12 protein-coding genes and 1 pseudogene are annotated in these 18119 nt (G+C 60.7%); 7 read left to right on the forward strand and 6 right to left on the reverse strand.

The features are described 5' to 3' along the window. Positions 1-156 precede the first annotated feature (156 nt). Together JTP94_RS32695 and JTP94_RS32700 are read right to left on the reverse strand one after the other, a co-directional pair. Positions 157-864, reverse strand: a complete 708-nt coding sequence (locus tag JTP94_RS32695; RefSeq protein WP_204854504.1) for a DUF1045 domain-containing protein — start codon at positions 862-864, stop codon at positions 157-159. A 106-nt stretch (positions 865-970) separates the two neighbouring features. Beyond that, complete coding sequence (locus JTP94_RS32700) at positions 971-2155, reverse strand: FAD-binding oxidoreductase (protein ID WP_204854505.1); 1185 nt, start codon at positions 2153-2155, stop codon at positions 971-973. Here JTP94_RS32700 and mnmD point away from each other — a divergent pair. Then, positions 2154-2888, forward strand: a complete 735-nt coding sequence (gene mnmD / locus JTP94_RS32705; protein WP_204854506.1) for a tRNA (5-methylaminomethyl-2-thiouridine)(34)-methyltransferase MnmD — start codon at positions 2154-2156, stop codon at positions 2886-2888. The two genes, JTP94_RS32700 and mnmD, sit on opposite strands and share 2 nt — an antisense overlap. On the opposite strand, the gene JTP94_RS32710 is transcribed toward mnmD, so the two are convergent. Then, positions 2885-6133, reverse strand: coding sequence for a response regulator (locus tag JTP94_RS32710; protein WP_204854507.1), 3249 nt, complete (start codon positions 6131-6133; stop codon positions 2885-2887). The genes mnmD and JTP94_RS32710 overlap by 4 nt on opposite strands. A gap of 215 nt (positions 6134-6348) precedes the next feature. Here JTP94_RS32710 and JTP94_RS32715 point away from each other — a divergent pair, with 215 nt between their 5' ends. The 3 genes and pseudogenes from JTP94_RS32715 (at position 6349) to JTP94_RS32725 (ending at position 10432) form a co-directional block, all read left to right on the forward strand. After that, entirely contained in the window at positions 6349-7935 is a 1587-nt protein-coding gene (locus JTP94_RS32715; protein ID WP_204854508.1) for a trimethylamine methyltransferase family protein, read from the forward strand. Positions 7936-8078: 143 nt separating this feature from the next. Continuing rightward, positions 8079-8402, forward strand: a complete 324-nt coding sequence (locus JTP94_RS32720) for a hypothetical protein (protein ID WP_204854509.1) — start codon at positions 8079-8081, stop codon at positions 8400-8402. A 333-nt stretch (positions 8403-8735) separates the two neighbouring features. Further along, positions 8736-10432: pseudogene (locus JTP94_RS32725) on the forward strand (DEAD/DEAH box helicase). A 51-nt stretch (positions 10433-10483) separates the two neighbouring features. Here JTP94_RS32725 and JTP94_RS32730 read toward each other — a convergent pair. Then, on the reverse strand, positions 10484-11392 hold the full coding sequence (locus JTP94_RS32730) for a DMT family transporter (RefSeq protein ID WP_204854511.1): 909 nt from the start codon (positions 11390-11392) through the stop codon (positions 10484-10486). Between the two features lie 398 nt (positions 11393-11790). Between JTP94_RS32730 and JTP94_RS32735 the strand changes: the two genes are divergently transcribed. Genes JTP94_RS32735 through JTP94_RS32745 form a run of 3 tightly spaced genes read left to right on the forward strand, consistent with a single transcriptional unit; the run spans position 11791 to position 14980 of the window. Beyond that, a complete protein-coding gene (locus JTP94_RS32735) occupies positions 11791-13200 on the forward strand; it encodes a circularly permuted type 2 ATP-grasp protein (protein ID WP_204854512.1) in 1410 nt (469 codons plus the stop codon). A 7-nt stretch (positions 13201-13207) separates the two neighbouring features. Beyond that, positions 13208-14149 carry an alpha-E domain-containing protein gene (locus JTP94_RS32740; RefSeq protein ID WP_204854513.1) on the forward strand — a complete coding sequence of 314 codons (942 nt, stop codon included), beginning with the start codon at positions 13208-13210 and terminating at the stop codon, positions 14147-14149. A gap of 12 nt (positions 14150-14161) precedes the next feature. Beyond that, positions 14162-14980, forward strand: a complete 819-nt coding sequence (locus JTP94_RS32745; protein ID WP_204854514.1) for a transglutaminase family protein — start codon at positions 14162-14164, stop codon at positions 14978-14980. Positions 14981-15148: 168 nt separating this feature from the next. Here JTP94_RS32745 and JTP94_RS32750 read toward each other — a convergent pair whose 3' ends face one another. Together JTP94_RS32750 and JTP94_RS32755 are read right to left on the reverse strand one after the other, a co-directional pair. Then, positions 15149-16735 carry a serine hydrolase gene (locus JTP94_RS32750; RefSeq protein WP_204854515.1) on the reverse strand — a complete coding sequence of 529 codons (1587 nt, stop codon included), beginning with the start codon at positions 16733-16735 and terminating at the stop codon, positions 15149-15151. Positions 16736-16818: 83 nt separating this feature from the next. Beyond that, positions 16819-17961 carry a helix-turn-helix domain-containing protein gene (locus JTP94_RS32755; RefSeq protein ID WP_204854516.1) on the reverse strand — a complete coding sequence of 381 codons (1143 nt, stop codon included), beginning with the start codon at positions 17959-17961 and terminating at the stop codon, positions 16819-16821. Positions 17962-18119: the final 158 nt, after the last annotated feature.

Genomic DNA, 18119 nt, shown 5'->3' on the forward strand with positions numbered 1-18119 from the left:
TCGAACACGCAGAACGGTAGCATCCATGCAGGGAAAGTCGAGACGGAAAGTGCAAAAATCACTTTCCTTTCAATCGCAAGTCGCTGGCAGGCAAACAATGCGCCTTGGAGCCGATGCGTCAGTCCATTGCCTGAACCGCGAACAATGCCTGGTGCCTTAGGCGATCTTGCGAGCGCTGACCTTGCCCATCGGATGCAGGGAATGCACCCTGAAAGGACCGCCGGAACCGTCCTCCATCATCAAGGCAATATTGCATACGGGAATCGGCGCGGCGAGCACCGGCTCGAAAAAGTCGCGCAATACCCGTTCTATGCGTTGGATGTCGCTGGGGCTGACAGTGCCGGTCAGCATCATCTGAAAGCGGAACTCATCCATCACATGCGGATGGCCCCAACGGTGCAGGTTGGCAAATTGCGTCGCCGAAAGACCGTCCGGATCGATGCGTTCGATCTCGGCTTCGGTCAATGGCGCGCGATAGTGATCGAAGGCCTGAACCAGGGACGCCGCCAGAAAATGCATCTGCTGGCTGGGCGCGGAAGGAACCAGGCCCAGCGCGCCGCCAAGCCGCGCGACCTCGAGCTTCGGGATCTCGAACGGTGCGACCGTGCCGGAAAACCGCATGAGCTCGCGCAGCAACGCCGCCTCGGACATATCGTCCGCGAGGCGGAAAGGCGCCTTCAGCAGGCCCATGAAACCATAGCGGCGGGGAACGGCGGTGTAGAAAGCAATCTCGTGGATGCCAAGCCCGCGAATGGCAGGCGGGTCGACCATCTCGCCGGAATAGACGTTGCGGCCGAGCCAATTTGCGGCCACGAGCGTCAGCGGATCGCTCGCAGACGGCGTGAAGCAAATGGCGTAGCGCATAAAATCTCCTCCAGGGCGCGATAAACCGGCTGACCCCAGCCGGATGCTAACGGCCAAGGAGATAGGTGATTTGCGTGACAGATTGACGACCTGGAGGGGCGTATATTCACGTTTTGCGTGATACGACGGCAATATGGCTCGCTAACGTGAATGTCTGCGGCAACTTGAAGCAACAGGCGATATCCGCCGCCTCCCGCACCGCCGCCTCGGCCAGCCGGTGTGCCAGTCCGAAACTGACCTTGAAGCCGCCGGTCAAGGCGATCAGGGACGGATGGTCGGGATGCGCGCCCACCATCGGGTCACGATCAACCGCCTTCGGCCGCAAGCCCGCCCAACGTTCGACGACTTCCGCATTCGCCAGAATCGGTGCCATGATGCGGGCTGCGGCCAGCAGGTCATCCAATTGGCCGTCCGTCGATAGCGGGTCGTCGAAGCGGTTCTCGCTGGTGCTTCCCACAGCGACCAGTCCGCCCTCATGCGGAACGATATAAAGACCGTCGCGAAAGATCACTGGAAGGCCGCCGTCGACATTTGCCTTCAGCAAGGCGGCCTGACCCTTCACCGGCTGACCTAGAGCGGATTGGCGACCATGCGTCAGCCCGTCCAGTATCGGGAAGGAATGATGGCCGGCCGAAAGGATACAACGGCCGAAGCGTATATCGCCCTCGCTTGTGGCCGCGACGCCCCTATCCGGATCGATGCCGTCGATGCTTAGGCCTTCCACCAGCCGCACATGCTTGGCCCCGGCAAGAAAGTTCACGAGCACTTTCAGCAAAGCGCGCGGGGCAACACGGGCTGCGAGCGTATCGAAGACGAAACCGCTTCCGCCAGCCGACGGATCGATCCAACCCGCGACGGGCGCAGCGTCGAGCACATGCCAGTGAAACTCACGCTCATTCTGACGCCAATGCGTTTCGGCATCCCGCGAATGACCGCGCGCGATCTCTCGCAAATGCGGCTTCGGCAGCGGGATCAGACGACCGGCCCGGCGGTAACCGGCAGAAAGCCCGGTCGCCGCCTCCAGCACCGCAACTTCCTCTCCCAGGGACAGGAGCGCATCGAACTGAAACTGCTTCTTCTCGGACCATTTGTCCGGCATATGCGGCATCAGCGTGCCGAGGAGGCCGCCGCTTGCCCCCTGCCCGAAGCGACCGGCATCGACAAGCAGTGCCTGTATGCCGAGGCGTTCGGCATGAACAGCAGCCCACAGGCCCATAATGCCGCCGCCGACGATCAACAGATCGACGGATGATTGACCGGCGGGTCTTGGGGGATTATCGGCTTTTTCCATGACAGATCCAGTTTCCGATCGGACGCAGGCGTCCGAAACCAATACGGCAAGCCCGGAGCTCGAATGGCGCGACGGCGATATGCCCTATTCGACGGCTTTTGGCGACCATTTTTATTGCCAGACCGACGGTCGGCTGGAATGCGGCCATGTCTTCCTTGCCGGCAACGGCTTGCCGGCCCGCTGGCAGCACGCACGGAACTTCCTCATCGGTGAGCTGGGCTTCGGCACCGGCCTGAATTTCTGCGAGACATGGCGTCAATGGCGCCAGCAGGCGACACCGGGCTCCGAACTGCATTTCATGTCCTTCGAGCTTTACCCGATGCGGGCTGAGGAGATCGATCGCGCCCTGTCGCATTGGCCTGAGATCGACAGCGAACGCCAGGCCCTCGTCGCCGCCTGGCCAAGCGATCCGCAAGACGTGGTGTCTCTGAGGCTCGACGCCCACACGCGTCTGACCGTCCTCTGCGGTCCGGCGCTCGAAGGCGTGCGCAACGCGCAGCCAGGCTTCGATGCCTGGTATCTCGACGGTTTCGCGCCATCGCGCAACGCCGACATGTGGTCGCCGGAACTCATGCAGGAGCTCTATGGCAAGACGGCTGCGAGCGGCACTTTCGCCACCTACGCGGCCGCCGGCTTCGTACGCCGCAATCTGCAGGCGGCGGGTTTCGTCGTGGAGCGACGACAGGGCTTTGCCGGCAAGCGGGAAATGCTCTGTGGCGTCAAACCGGCCTAGCTGTTGGAGCGATCGGCCTGAAGAGCCGCATCGCCAAGCCAACGCTGCATCTTGGCCTCGAGAAGCTCGGGGCTGATCGGTTTCGACAGGCAGTCGTCCATGCCCGCTTCCATGCACATCACGCGATCCACATCCAGCGCATGCGCCATGACCCCGATGATGGGCACGTGCCAACCCTGCCCGACTTGCGCCTCGACCTGCCGGATCATTCGCGTCGCCTGATGGCCGTTCATGACCGGCATGGTGACGTCCATCAGGATCAGCGACGGCCGCAACTGGCGCCATGCGTCCACAGCCGCCTGACCGTTCTCGACGACGAGGAAGCGGAGGCCCGTGGCCTGCAGAATTTGCGTGAACACGATCTGGTTCACCTCGTTGTCCTCGGCGACGAGAACATCGATGGCATTCCCGGGTTTTTGCGAGGCCATCTGTTCGGTGGCCTCGATCGCGACAGCGGCTTCAGCCTCCAGCGGCGATGACCTGACAACGGCGCTTGTCTGGCCGTTGGTCTTCCGCCGGCGCGATGTGCGCACGACATCGATAATCGTGCTGCGCAACACATTGGCGCGCACCGGCTTCATCAGATGCGCCTGGCCGTTGACGGCCGTGAACTCCTTGTCGTAACCGACAACACCCATCGATGTGAGAAACATCACGGGCACCGCGTCGAAGCGGGAATCAGCGCGGATGGCGCGCGCGACCTGATAGCCGTTCATGCCGGGCATGCTGTAATCGATGATCAGGGCATCGACCGGCACACCCATGTCGAAAGCGGCATCCAGAATGGCGAGCGCGGTCTGACCGTCCTCGGCCGCATAGCCGTCGAACCCCCATTGTGCCAATTGCCCGGTCAATATGCGCCGATGGATCTCATTGTCTTCCACGACCAGGATGCCGGCGCCCTTGACGTTGGCCGGCAGATCCGGAGACTTGCCGCGCTCGGCAACCAGCGGCATAGGCAGATCGACAGTGAAGACCGATCCCTTGCCCCATTCGCTTTCGATCGAGAGCGAACCGCCGAAAAGATCGACCAGACCGGCCGTGATCGAGAGACCGAGGCCGGAGCCCTCGAGACGGCGCGCGAAGGATGAATCCGCCAGCGAGAACTTCTCGAAAATGGTATCGAGCTTTTCATCGGGAATGCCGATGCCCGTGTCCTCGACGCGCAGCGTCAGCAGCAAGTCGCTTCCAGAGGCCGACTGGCTATCCAGTTCGACCAACACATGGCCGCGCTCGGTAAATTTGATCGCGTTGCCGACGAGGTTGGTGACGATCTGGCGGAAGCGCCCGGCATCGCCCAGCATCGCGGCAGGCACGCCGGGTGCTGCGCGCACCAGCAATTCGATATGCTTCTCCGCCGCAGCGGCAGCCATCAGCGTCGCAACATCCTCGACCGCCTCCATCGGATCGAATGCCACCTTGCGCAGATGCATTTCACCGGTGTCGATCTTCGAGAAGTCGAGAATATCGTTGATAATGGTCAGAAGCGCGGTACCTGACTTGACGATGATATCGACAAACGTCTTCTGCCGGGCATCGAGATCGGTCTTGCCAAGCAATTCCGCCATGCCGAGAACTCCGTTCATCGGCGTGCGGATTTCATGACTCATGTTCGTCAGGAATTCGGACTTCGCACGATCCGCGGCATTGCTGCGGGCCAGCAGAAGCTGCAGATCCGCTTCGCGCTCCTTCATTTCGGTGACATCCGTCAGCACCACGATCCAACGGCGATGCTCGCCGACCGCGGCATCAAGCTGCATCCACCGCTCGCCGACGACCTGGAACACGGCGGAGATCGGCTTGCCTGCAGCGATGCTCTCGCCCCAGCGCTGGCGCACGGTCTCCGGATCGTCGCCGAAATCGCCCCGTCCAGCGCAATAATCGAAAGCGATCGACCAATTGCTGCCGACCTCCAGGCTTTCCGCAGGCAGCTTCAGCATGACCTTCAGCGTCTCGTTTGCCAGCATGATCACGCCGTCCTGCACGATCAGAAGCCCCTGACACATGGCCTGCATCGCGTCGGCCATCAGCTCGCCAAGGTGTTCCAGCGCCAGGCGGGTTTCGGTGATCTCTTGGGATTGCTGTCGCACGGAGGAAATATCCGTGTAGGACACCAACGTCCGGCCATTCGAAATACGGCGTGCATCGATGATGACGGACTTGCCGTCGGCAAAATTCACTTCCGTCTGCAGATGCGGCCCTGCCTTGCGCAGCGCGGCCAGGCGCGCCTCATAGATATCGTCGACGCTACGGCAGTCCGAGCCGAAGCGCTCGAGTTCGAAGTGCTTGGCGATAAGATCGCGATAAGGCCGGCCTTCGAAACGCTCGTCCTTGCAGAACCCCCAAATGTCGTACCAGGCATCGTTGACGTATTCGACGATGTAGTCGCTGTTATGGATCAAAACCCCGATCGGCATCGAACGGAGAGTATTGTCGAGATCCTGATGCAGCGCCTCGGCGTGGGCTTGCGCCTCCATCAATTGCGTTTCCCGCTGCTTCAGCGTCGACGTATCGGTTATGGAGCCAACGGCATAGTGGCCGCCATCGGACGTTACAGCGCGGTTGACGTGGATCTTGACAGGATGCTTGATCTGCTGCCGATCCACCATTTCGCTTTCGAATTCGTGCCCACGCCCGTCCTTCAGCGCAACCTCGTTTTCGGCAAAGAAGTCATCTGCGCCGACATCGAACATCTCGTGCTCGGTCTTGCCAAGCATTTCCTCGCGGTCGAGCCCGGTGATGGCGGCATGAGCCGCGTTGGCATAGATCAGCCGGTGATTGGCATCGCGCACGAAGGTCGCAACCGGCAGATCCTCCAGAACTGTGCGGAAAAAACCGACCTCATCGAGGCTCCCACGCTCTTTCCCCTCAGTCGACATATCGCTGGATGCGGCCGGCGCGTCGACAGACATGCCGAACACATAGACGCGGTCTTCCGAAGGTGAAAAGCTTTCGATCTGCATGCGCGCGCGCTGACGACCCGTAGGATCGAAGCAGAGCGCCGTCTCCTCGGAGCTGAAGACGAGCGCGCGGCGCTCCCTGTCCTCCCGGTCGGCGCTTTCGTCGGCGTCGAGCAGATCGTGGCTGCGGTTGCCGATGAAATCGGAGATATCGCGCTGGAAGAAGCGCGCATAGGCCTCGTTGACGGCAACGTAGCGCAGCTCGCTGTTCTTGATATAGGCCGGCCTATCCAGATTGGCGATCCGGCGGCAGGCCATCTCCAGCAGTTCACCGTCCAGATTCAACGGGACCTCTCTTCTCACCGCGCATGATAGTTCGTGAAACGATGCTCTATCACAAATCGCTTTAACAAGCCGTTAACCATGTTTAACCCGGCATGCAACGTCGCGTTCAGGCCATGCACTATCCTATAACGGTCATGCCTTCGTCGCAAACGATGGCGGCACGGCGCTCTAAACTCTGCCAAGAATCCTTCGGCGGACAACTGGGAGCGAGCATCATGAGCGACGAAGATAGCCTGACCCTGAACGAATCGGAGACCGCGGCGGCTCCAGTCGAACGGCGAAGACGGACAGGCGGGCGCGGCGGCGAACGCAGCCGCAAGCCGAGCGGCGCGAAGTATCTCAATCTCGTCAACAATCTCGCCCGCACGGAACTTCTGTCGCCTGAAACCCTGGACGACATTCACGAGGCGTCGCTGACCATCCTCGAAGAGATCGGCATGGACATCATCCTGCCGGAAGCGCGCGACCGCATGAAGGCCGCCGGGGCCGACGTCACGCCAGGCAAGGAGCGCGTCCGCTTCGACCGCAACCTGATCCTCGAGCTGATCGCCTCCGTTCCCTCGACCTTTACCCTCCATGCCCGCAACCCGCTCAGAAACGTCGAGATCGGCGGCCGCAATCTCGTCTTCGCGCAGGTCGCCTCTGCCCCCTTCGTCGCCGATCGCGAAGGTGGCAGGAGAGCAGGCAATCAAGAGGATTTCCGCAAGCTGATCAAGCTTGCCCAGTCCTACGACATCATCCACATGACCGGCGGCTATCCGGTCGAGCCCATCGATATCCATGCATCGGTGCGCCATCTCGACTGCCTCTCCGATATCGTGAAGCTTACCGACAAGGCGTTCCACTGCTATTCGCTCGGCAAGCAGCGCAATCTCGATGCGATCGAGATCGCCCGCATCGGCCGCGGCATCAGCATGGAGCAGATGGAGCGCGAGCCCTCGCTCTTCACCATCATCAACTCCTCCTCGCCGTTGCGCCTCGACGGCCCGATGCTGCAGGGCATCATCGAGATGTCGGCGCGCGGACAGGTGGTCGTCGTCACGCCGTTTACCTTGGCGGGTGCAATGGCGCCGGTGACGATTGCCGGCGCGCTGGTGCAGCAGAATGCCGAAGCGCTTTGTGGCATCGCCTTCACCCAGATGGTGCGCAAAGGCGCGCCGGTCATGTATGGCGGCTTCACCTCGAACGTCGACATGAAGACGGGCGCGCCTGCTTTCGGCACGCCGGAATACATGAAGGCTGTCATCTGCGGCGGCCAGCTCGCTCGCCGCTATGGCATCCCCTACCGAACCTCGAACACCAACGCTTCCAACACGCTCGACGCCCAGGCAGCCTACGAATCGGCGCTGTCTCTCTGGGCCTTGACCCAGGGCGGCGGCAATTTCGTGCTGCATGCGGCCGGCTGGAGCGAAGGCGGCCTGACGGCTTCCTTCGAGAAGTTCATCCTCGATGTCGACATGCTGCAGATGGTCGCCGAATTCCTGACGCCGCTGGATGTCAGCAGCGACGCCCTGGCGCTCGACGCCGTGCGCGACGTTGGCCCCGGCGGACACTATTTCGGCACCGCCCACACGCTCGCCCGCTACGAGACCGCCTTCTATTCCCCGATCCTCTCGGACTGGCGAAATTATGAGACCTGGACCGAAGCCGGGAGGCCGACAACCTATGATCATGCCAACCGCGTCTTCAAGGAGACGCTCGCCCGCTATGAGCGTCCCCCGCTTGATCCGGCAATCGAGGAAGAGCTCGATGCCTTTGTGGCCAGGCGCAAGCAAGAAGGCGGCGTTCCCACAGATTTCTAAAGGGAAATCAATAGGTTTATCTATTTCATCATGAACAAAATTTAATGTCGCGGCTCTCTTTTTAGCCGCGACTTCGCCCCGTTTTCCGCGCACCGTCAAGCTCGGCTTCGGCTGGGAGGCCTTTGTTTGGGAAAGGGATTTCGATGTCTTTGCTTCGCACTTTAACCACGGCCGGCTTGATCGCGCTGACGCTCGGCAGCGCCGCCGCCGTAACCACCACCAATGCCAGCGCCTCTGATCGCGGCGCATTCTTCGGCGGCCTCGCCGCCGGTGTCGTCGGCGGCGCTCTGGCGGCCGAAGCGGTACGACCGGCATACCCGGCCTATCCCGCCTACTATTCTGAGTATCCCGCCTATTACGACGGCCCCGCCTATGAACGGGTCTATGTGCGCCCCTATCCGAGCTGCTATTGGGCTTGGCGTCACGATGGCTGGGGCCGTGCGTACCGTGTCGAGGTCTGCCGCTGAGGCTTGAAACGCCACGGTGCCAAGAGTGCACCTATCCGAATTCTGGAGCCAAAGATGCCGCCGGATTTCCGGCGGCATTTGTATGTCCATGAAGGAAAGCTTCCAGCACCCTCTTGACTTTGGTCGCGAATAAGACCAAATGCGGCTCAGCTTTCACCTTCCGGCCGCCGCGTGAGCGTGCCCTGCGGGACTTAGACGTACGCAAGAGAAGGACAAAAGCGCTTTATATAACGAGACCGCACCCAAGGCGGTCAGATGCGCTGGAAAGCTTTTTCCAACTTACAAGTTCCCACTTCACGCGGGGTTCTTGACGCCAGAGACAGACCGGACCGCATGGTGCGATCCGGCCAATTTGCTTTGGCGCCCCGAAAGGTACTGAATTGACCGATTTTAACTCGCTTGGTCTCTCCAAGCAGATCGTCGATACGCTGTCGCAGAACAACTTCACGACGCCGACGCCAATCCAGGCGCAGGCTATCCCGCTTGTTCTCCAGGGCCGCGATCTCATCGGCCTCGCCCAGACCGGCACAGGCAAGACTGCCGCCTTCGGCCTGCCGATCATCGAAATGCTGTTGAAGGACGCAAAGCGCCCCGACAACCGCACCGTCCGCACCCTGATCCTCGCCCCCACCCGCGAACTGGTGAACCAGATCGCCGACAACCTCAAGCTTTTCGTCCGCAAGACAGCGCTGAGGATCAACGTCGTGGTCGGCGGCGCCTCGATCAACAAGCAGCAGCTGCAGCTTGAACGCGGCACCGACATTCTCGTCGCCACCCCCGGCCGCCTGCTCGACCTCATCAGCCGCCGTGCCCTGACGCTCGGCCAGGTCAGCTACCTCGTCCTCGACGAGGCCGACCAGATGCTCGACCTCGGCTTCATTCACGATCTGCGCAAGATCTCAAAGATGGTCCCGGCCAAGCGCCAGACCATGCTGTTTTCGGCCACCATGCCGAAAGCGATCGCCGATCTCGCTTCCGATTACCTGAGCAATCCGGTCACGGTCGCAGTCTCGCCTCCGGGCAAGGCCGCCGACAAGGTTGAGCAGTATGTCCACTTCGTTTCCGGTCAGAACCACAAGACCGAGATCCTCAAGGAAACGATATCAGCCAATCCGGATGGTCGCGCCATGGTCTTCCTGCGCACCAAGCATGGTGCCGAGAAGCTGATGAAGCATCTCGAACACGTCGGCTTTGCCGCCGCCTCCATCCACGGCAACAAGAGCCAGGGTCAGCGCGAGCGTGCCCTGAAGGGCTTCCGTGACGGCGAAGTCCGCGTTCTCGTCGCTACCGACGTCGCCGCTCGCGGCATCGACATCCCCGGCGTTTCGCATGTTTACAACTACGACCTGCCGGAAGTGCCTGATGCCTACGTCCACCGCATCGGCCGCACCGCGCGTGCCGGCCGCGACGGCATCGCCATCGCCTTCTGCGCTCCGGACGAAATCCGCCTGCTGCGCGACATCGAGCGCCTGATGGGCATCGATATCGCCGTTGCCAGCGGCGAGGCTCCGGCCGACCGTGGCCGTCCGGTTCGCGCCAACAACCGCGCAGGCGGTCGTGGCGGCCAGGCCCCGGGCCAAGGTCGTGGTGGTGCCGGTCAGGGACGTCCGGAAGGCCGTCCCGCACGTCCGGCTCGCCGTCCTCATCGCGAGGGTGAAGCCGGCGAAGCCCGCGCCCACAACGGCGAGCGTCAGGAACGTCGTCCGCAGCGCGAAAACAATCGCAATGCCGACTTCCGCGGCCAACGTCGTGACGAGCGCGCGCCGCGCCCGGAAGTGGACAATGATCTCACTTCGACATCCGATTTCCGTCCGGCCAAGAAGATGCCGCACAATGGCCCGGCAAATGCCAATGGCGCAGCCCATGAGGCCGGCGCTCATCGCGGCCCGCGCCACGCTCATGGCCGCCCCACGGGTCGCCATGAAGATCGTGGCCAGAACGCTCAGGGCGAACAGCGCAACGACCGCAACAATGGCGGCATGAAGCGCCGAGGCCCCGGCAACGGCGGCCAGCGCCGCGAACGCGCCTGAACGAATATAAAAAGGGGGCCGATCGGCCCCCTTTTCTATAACCTGTGAGCCCTATTCTGGCACGACATCCGCTGTACGCCGGTTGGTCAAATAGACGCCGATCACCACGACCACCGTACCGATGATGATCGGCAGCGTCAGCGGCTCGCCGAAGGCGATTGCGGCCTCGATGGCGACTGCCGGCGGCATCAGATAGATCAGCGATGCGGCGCGCGAGACCTGGCCTCGGCGGATGAGATAAAGCAGCAGGCCGACCCCGCCCATCGACAGACCGAAGACCGACCAGAGAAGAGACAGGATCGCCGTCTGCGTGCCGTCAAAATGCAGGCCCTCGAACACGAAGGCCAGCGGCACGGTCACGATCAACGCGCCGACATATTGCAATGTTGCGATGGTGCGGAGATCGCCGGTCTGCAGATAGCGCTTCTGGTAAAGTGTGCCGTAGGTCACCGATGCCATGGCCAGTAGATTGACGACCAGCGGAACCACGGACTGCCAGAGATTGGCCGTCTCCGGCGTCAGCAGCTTCGGCGAGATGGCGATCGCAATACCGACGAACCCGAGCAGCAGGCCAAGACGCTGGATAGGCTGCAGGCGCTCGCCGACGAGAAACGGCGCCGCCATGGCCGTCATCAATGGTTGCAGGGCTGCGATGATTCCGGCCATGCCGGCCGGCACACCCCCGGCGATCGCCCACCAGAGGCCGCCGAGATAGATGCCGTGCAGGAAGATGCCGTGCAGGAAGATGCCGGAATAAACAGCCCGAAACACGCTCGACCAATCGCGCGGCCACCGGGCACCTGTAACCGAACAGAGCAGCACGAAGGCAAGCGCCGACAGGCTGTAGCGGATCATCAGGAAGGTGAACGGACCTGAATGCAGCGAGGCGTATTTGGCAACGATCCAGCCGGTGGACCAGAGAACGACGAAGATCGCCGGCGCGAATTTATCGAGGGACATGGAAGGCGGACCGATGTGCGTTTGATGCGCGGAAGCCGGAATCGGAGTCGAATTCGGGTGTCGCGCGGGGAGCTAAAGGCTGATAGCCGGTGGCGGCGGAACGGTCAAAATCCATCTGCTGAAAGCAGCCATCAATTTTTCTTCACCGCGCGCTCACGATCGCCCAGGTTTAAGAAATATCATCTGCCACCTAGGCGTTCAGTCCTCGAATGAAGCAGATGCTCAAATTTTGATCTGCGTCCTGCGACAAGGTTCGACGAATAGCGGCGGCGGCGCCCTTAAATGCCCGCAAATCCGGCATTTTTCGGCGCTGCGAAATTCGTATCGGTAACTGCGCATACTTCTTGCATTGTAAAAACCATTGTATTCAAATGGGTAAAAACACGGGGACCGCGCCTTTGGCATTTGATGAAATGATTACTGCGGATGAAAGTCCGCGCGAACCTTACCAGAAATACTTCGAATGGTACTCCGGCCAGGACAGAGGCCATCTCATTGCCAAATCGCGAGATGCGGAAAACATATTCCGAAAGACGGGAATTACCTTCGCGGTCTACGGACACGCAGACTCCTCGGAAAAGCTCATCCCCTTCGATATCATCCCCCGCATCATCTCCGGTCGCGAATGGCGCAAGCTCGCCCAGGGCATCGAACAGCGGGTCATCGCCCTCAACGCTTTCCTCCATGACATCTATCACAAGCAGGAAATCATCCGCGCCGGGCGCATCCCGCGCGAGCTGATCGAGAAGAACGACGCCTTCCTGCCCGAGATGATCGGCTTTCGCCCGCCGGGCGGCGTCTACACGCATATCGTCGGCACGGACATCGTGCGCACGGGCGAAGACCAGTTCTACGTGCTTGAGGACAATGCCCGCACGCCGTCCGGCGTCAGCTACATGCTGGAAAACCGCGAAACGATGATGCAGATGTTCCCCGAGCTGTTTCACCAAAACAAGGTGCAGCGCGTCGAGGACTATCCGCTGCTGCTGCGCCAGAGCCTCGCCTCGCTCGCCCCTCCAGGCTGCAAGGGCAAGCCCCGCGTCGCCGTGCTGACGCCCGGCATCTACAACTCGGCCTATTACGAGCACTCCTTTTTGGCCGACATGATGGGCGTGGAGCTGGTCGAAGGCTCTGATCTGCGCATCATCGACGGCAAGGTGAAGATGCGCACCACGCGAGGCTATGAAGCCATCGACGTGCTTTACCGCCGCGTCGACGACGATTTCCTCGATCCTCTCACCTTCCGTCCGGAATCCGCACTCGGCATTCCCGGCATCATGGATGTCTATCGCGCCGGAGGTATCACCATCGCCAATGCGCCCGGTACGGGTATTTCCGACGACAAGGCGATCTATTCCTACATGCCGGAGATCGTCGAATTCTACACCGGCCGCAAGCCGCTCCTCGAAAACGTGCCGACCTGGCGCTGTTCGGAGCCCGACAGCCTGAAATACGTGCTGGAGAACCTGGCCGATCTCGTCGTCAAGGAAGTGCACGGCTCCGGCGGCTACGGCATGCTTGTGGGACCGACCGCCTCGAAGAGGGAGCGGACGGAATTCGCCGAGAAGCTGAAGAGCAGGCCGAACAACTACATCGCCCAGCCGACCCTTTCGCTGTCGACGGTGCCGATCCTGGTCAACAAGGGCATCGCGCCCCGCCATGTGGATCTGCGCCCCTATGTTCTCGTTTCCGATAAGGTGCGGATCATCCCCGGCGGCCTGACCCGCGTGGCGCTGAAGGAAGGCTCGCTGGTGGTCAATTCCAGCCAGGGCGGCGGCACCAAAGATACCTGGGTTCTGGAGGACTGAAACGGACATGCTTGGAAGAACCGCGAATGGCCTCTACTGGATGTTCCGTTACATCGAGCGAGCCGAAAACATAGCCCGCCTTGTCGATGCCGGTCAGCGCATGTCGCTGACGCGCAGCGGCGCCGTGGAAGACGATTGGGACGGCGTCCTGCAAAGCGCCGGCGTCCGCGAAGCCTATGACGAAGTGCACAGCAAACTCACGGGCGCCGACGCGATCGACTACCTGATGCGTGACCGCTCCAATCCGTCGAGCGTGATGTCCTGCATCGAATATGGCCGCAACAATGCCCGCATGGTGCGCACGGCGCTTACCCGCGACACCTGGGAAGCGACCAACGAATGCTGGATCGAGCTGAAGGCCTTGCTCGGCAAGCGGCTGAAAACGGCCGAACTGCCGGAGACGATCGACGTCATCAAGCGCCGTGCCGGATTGATCCGCGGTGCGTTCCATGGCTCGATGCTGCGCAACGAGCTCTATAACTTCGCCCGCATGGGCACCTTCATCGAACGCGCCGACAATACAGCCCGCATCCTCGACGTAAAATATTACGTCCTGCTGCCATCAGTCTCGCATGTCGGCTCTTCGCTCGATAACGCGCAGTGGGAATCGATCCTGCGATCCGTCTCGGCGCACCGGGCCTACAAATGGGCCTACGATCCCGAATACAAGCCGGCCAACATCGCCGACTTCCTGATTCTGAACGGTCAGATGCCGCGGTCGCTCGCCTATTGTTATGAGAAGATCGTCGGTAACATCAGCTTTCTCAGCGCCGAATACGAGACGAGGCTGCCTGCAAACGAAACTGCCGAAGCCATTCGTCAGTTGCTGCAGAAACTCACGATCAAGAATATCATGGACCAGGGCCTCCATGAATTCCTGGAGGATTTCGTCGCGCGCAACAACAAGCTCGGCGCCGAGATTTCCGACGGCTACCGGTTCTATCAGTAAGCGAGCGACATTATGAAACTGACGATCAGCCACATCACGGAATATCGCTACGACGAACCGGCGCAGTTCTCGCTGCAGCGCCTGCGGCTGACGCCGCTTACCGGCATCGGCCAGACGGTCCATGACTGGAAGCTCACGGTGGAAGGTGCGCATCCGGAGGTCGAATATGAGGACCAGTTCGCCAATCGCGTCACGCTCGTCTCGCTTGACGGCGAGCAGGATTCGACCCGGATCGTCGCTACCGGCGAGATCGAAACGCAGGACGTGAACGGTGTTATCGGCCCGCATAGCGGCTTCGGCCCGCTCTGGCTCTTCCTGCGGGATACACCGCGCACCAAGGCCGGCAAGCTGACGAAGGAGCTGCTGCGTGGCATCTCCGGAGACAATGAACTCGGCAGAATGCACGCGCTGATGAGCGCAATTCATCAGACGGTGGAATACAAGCCCGGCACCAGCGACACGGAAACAACGGCCGAGCAGGCACTGGAAAGCAAGAGCGGCGTCTGCCAGGACCACGCCCATATCTTCATTGCCGCCGCGCGCGCATTGCGCATTCCGGCGCGCTACATTTCCGGCTATCTCATGATGGAAGGCAAGAACGAACAGGCCGCCACCCACGCCTGGGCGGAAGCGCATATTCCCGGCCTCGGCTGGGTCGGCTTCGACCCCGCCAACGACGTCTGCCCCGACGACCGCTACGTCCGCATCGCCACCGGCCTCTGCTATCGCGACGCCGCCCCGGTCTCCGGCATGCGTTTGGGCACGCCGGGCGAAAGCCTGACGGTCAAGGTGACGGTCGCGAACCAGGGGCAGAGCCAAAGCCAGAGCTGATAGCGGCAAACTGAGGTTCCCGAAAATATCTTCGCGAAGCATTCTGCATGCTCAGATGTCACAAAACTCTTGCTTCAATTGGGATATCTGCAGCATCTCGAATTCGCCGTGGTGGTGTTTAAGTGATCCATCTTGAACATCTCGGCCGACGACCGCGGGACGTGTTGGTTAGTTGGCCACCTGCTCGCCATCCACCGATACATCCTCGCCCTCGCCCACATCGACCGTGCGGTAAAAATTCAGCTTCTTGCCGCTAAATGTCAGGACAAGCTTTTGTTGTTCGCCATATCCCAAAACTGGCGCGTCGATCACGAACGTCCGTGCATCTAGCCATGTTCCCTTGGCCTCAGTGACATGGCCGATGCCAGGGTCGGAAGGCTTCGGCACCCCTTTGCGATAGAACCCATCCCGTCCGATCGGCAGGCTGTACCTGGCTGACGAGCCGACCGGATAACGCAAAGAGAATTCGACTTCAAAATGCGGAAGAGGGTCGGTTAGATCGAGCGTAAACGACCTTAATCCGAATTCGTTATCAGAGAATTCGTAAGTCTTTCCCGAGATCGCGGAAGCGATCTCGGGCGTTGAGCCGACGGGCGTCGGCTTTTCGACCGCGACGTCCTTGATCGCATTGGCAAGCTGCTCGGCGGCGTCCGGGTTCGACGGCAACGCCGACTCGGACTTGACCGCGCCGGAAACAGCATCGAGCAGGGCTTTATACTGAACTTGCTTTCTGGCGGTGGTCACCACCACAACATCCAAATCAGGAAACACCACGATCAATTGGCCGTTTTTGCCATTCGCCATGTAAACGTGCTTGTCGGGAAATATCCAAATGAAGTTCGAATAGCTCTCGTTAGGATCATCCGACGCATGCACATTCATGGTCTTATGGTTCAAGACGTCCGCCCAGCCCTGTGGAAGCAGGCGCTTTCCCTCCCATTCACCGTGGTGCAAATACAAGTAGCCGATTTTTGCCATGTCGCGCGGCAGCAGATACAGCATACCGTGTCCCATCGTGAGGCCTTGGGGATCGCGATCCCAGTGCCAATCGACAATGCCTAACGGAGCAAAAAGCTTTTCCCTCGCATAATCCTCGGCAAGCTTGCCGGTCAGCCTGGTGATAATAGCCGAAACGATATCCGGGTTGCCGTTGCTGTAATTGAAAACCTCTCCCGGCGAGTGCGCCATGGGACGATCCAGAATGAACTGGGTCCAATTGGAGCTTCGTGCCAGATCGAACATTGTTTGCTGCTTGCCGCCCTCGAATCCCTGATCCCAATCGAGCCCGGAGGTCATGTCCAAAAGGGTTTGAACCGTAATAGCTTTCTTTCGCTCATCGACATTCGCGACCTGGCGATCGGTGAAAAAATCGAGCATTGGATGATCGAGACGGTCGAGCAGGCCATCCTTGTAGACCATCCCGAGAAGGGTGCCGGTGATCACTTTCGTCGAAGAGAATATCTGGTGCGGAATATCGCCGGTGTAAGGGGCGTAATACGCCTCCGTGACAATTCGCCCATGACGCACGACGAGAAGACTGTCAAAGCTGTTGCGAGCCCCATAGGTGACAAGCTTGGCGAGCTCAGCGGAATCCATGCCCTGCTCTTCTGGCGTCGAGGTCAGCCATTGTTTGGTCGGCCATACTGATTGATCCGGATCCTGCGCGCGCGCTGGCTCCGAGCTAAGATATGTCAACAGAGTGCATAAGCTCAGTATTGCGCTCAAAACGAAGTGCTTTTTGGCTAGTGTGTCCATGACTGTCTCCGATTTTTGCAGAGACTATGCCGAAGGGAGACCGCGCCTTCTCGCCGGAAACTCAAAAACGGCTGGCCGATTTCTCAATGCGGCTTGCCGATTTCAAAATTCCTTGCCTCGCTCTGCGGCTTGGACGTCTCCCGGATGAGAGCCAGACGCCGGAACTCGGTCGGCGTCAGACCCGTGTCTGCCTTGAAGGCTCGGTTGAACGGACCAAGCGACTGGAAGCCGGCATCCATGGCGATGGTCAGGACCGGCACGTCTTTTTGGCTGGAATCGGTGAGAGCCGCCTTGGCCTCGTCGATCCGATAGCGGTTGAGAAAAGCGTTGAAATTGCGGTAGCCGAGGCCTTCGTTGATGATCTGGCGCAGCCGATATTCGGGCAGGTTCATGAGCGCGGCGAGAGAGCCGATGGTCAGCCCCTCGCGACGATATATGCGCTCCGCCGTCATCAGGCGCTCCAGACGATTGAGCAGCGCCGGTTCGATCCCGGAACGATCGGCGTTTCTGATCAGAGCGGAAGAACTTCTGTCGGCGCATGCGCCGGCCGGCGCCAGCATCAGCGCTTGATTGGTCCTGGCCGTGCGGAACACACTCCAACCGGCAAGGACCGCCAGCAGGCAAAGACCGACAGCGTTGGCGAGATTTCGGGCCGGGGACAACCACGCCGAGGTCGCAACGGAGGAGAGATTCGTGACCGCGTTGGTCGCGATATAGCTTAGTGTTCCCAGCAGCACGGTAACACGCAGGCGCCGTCGCCGGGCAACCAGATCCATTCGCCAAGTGGTGACGGTTTGCACCACGGCAAGCACCGCGAGAGCGAGATTGGCAAGCGTCAAGGCCCGGTCGACCACTGAAGCAACGGGGCTTGTGAGGGCGCCATAGGAAGCCATCAGCGTCAGGCCGACCAGAACGGTGCAGAGGCCGCAATGCCAGGGTCGGAAAACAAAATCATCATCGAACGTCGCCCGAGCCCAGAGCCAGAAGGCGACCGATCCGCCCGAGGACAATGCAATGAGCGGCAGGCTTCCCCAGTGCCATTCCGACGGGAATCCCGGCGCCTCGATGATTGCGGAGGCAGCACCTGCACCCGCGAGCGTGGCAGCGATACGCATCGCGCTCGTCGCGTTACGATCGCGCAGCAGGACGGCAGCGAACATCAGAAGCAATCCCGCTGCTGCGCCGCGACAGCCGTTATCGAGTGCGATGAGACCCGCGCTATTCACTCTTGGGAAGCCTCCTCCGCACACGGGTCAAGAGCGATCGATCATCGGAACTGTCCTCGGCGCGAGAAAGTTTACTATGTGCGGCTTGACGGCGGAAGCGAACTCGGTCCAGATTTTTAGGTCCACTCTCGGCGCCTCTGGGTTCCCTCTACGCATTC

The sequence above is a fragment of the Martinezella lusitana genome (assembly GCF_016901135.1).
In the GTDB taxonomy this organism is placed as follows: domain Bacteria; phylum Pseudomonadota; class Alphaproteobacteria; order Rhizobiales; family Rhizobiaceae; genus Rhizobium; species Rhizobium lusitanum_D.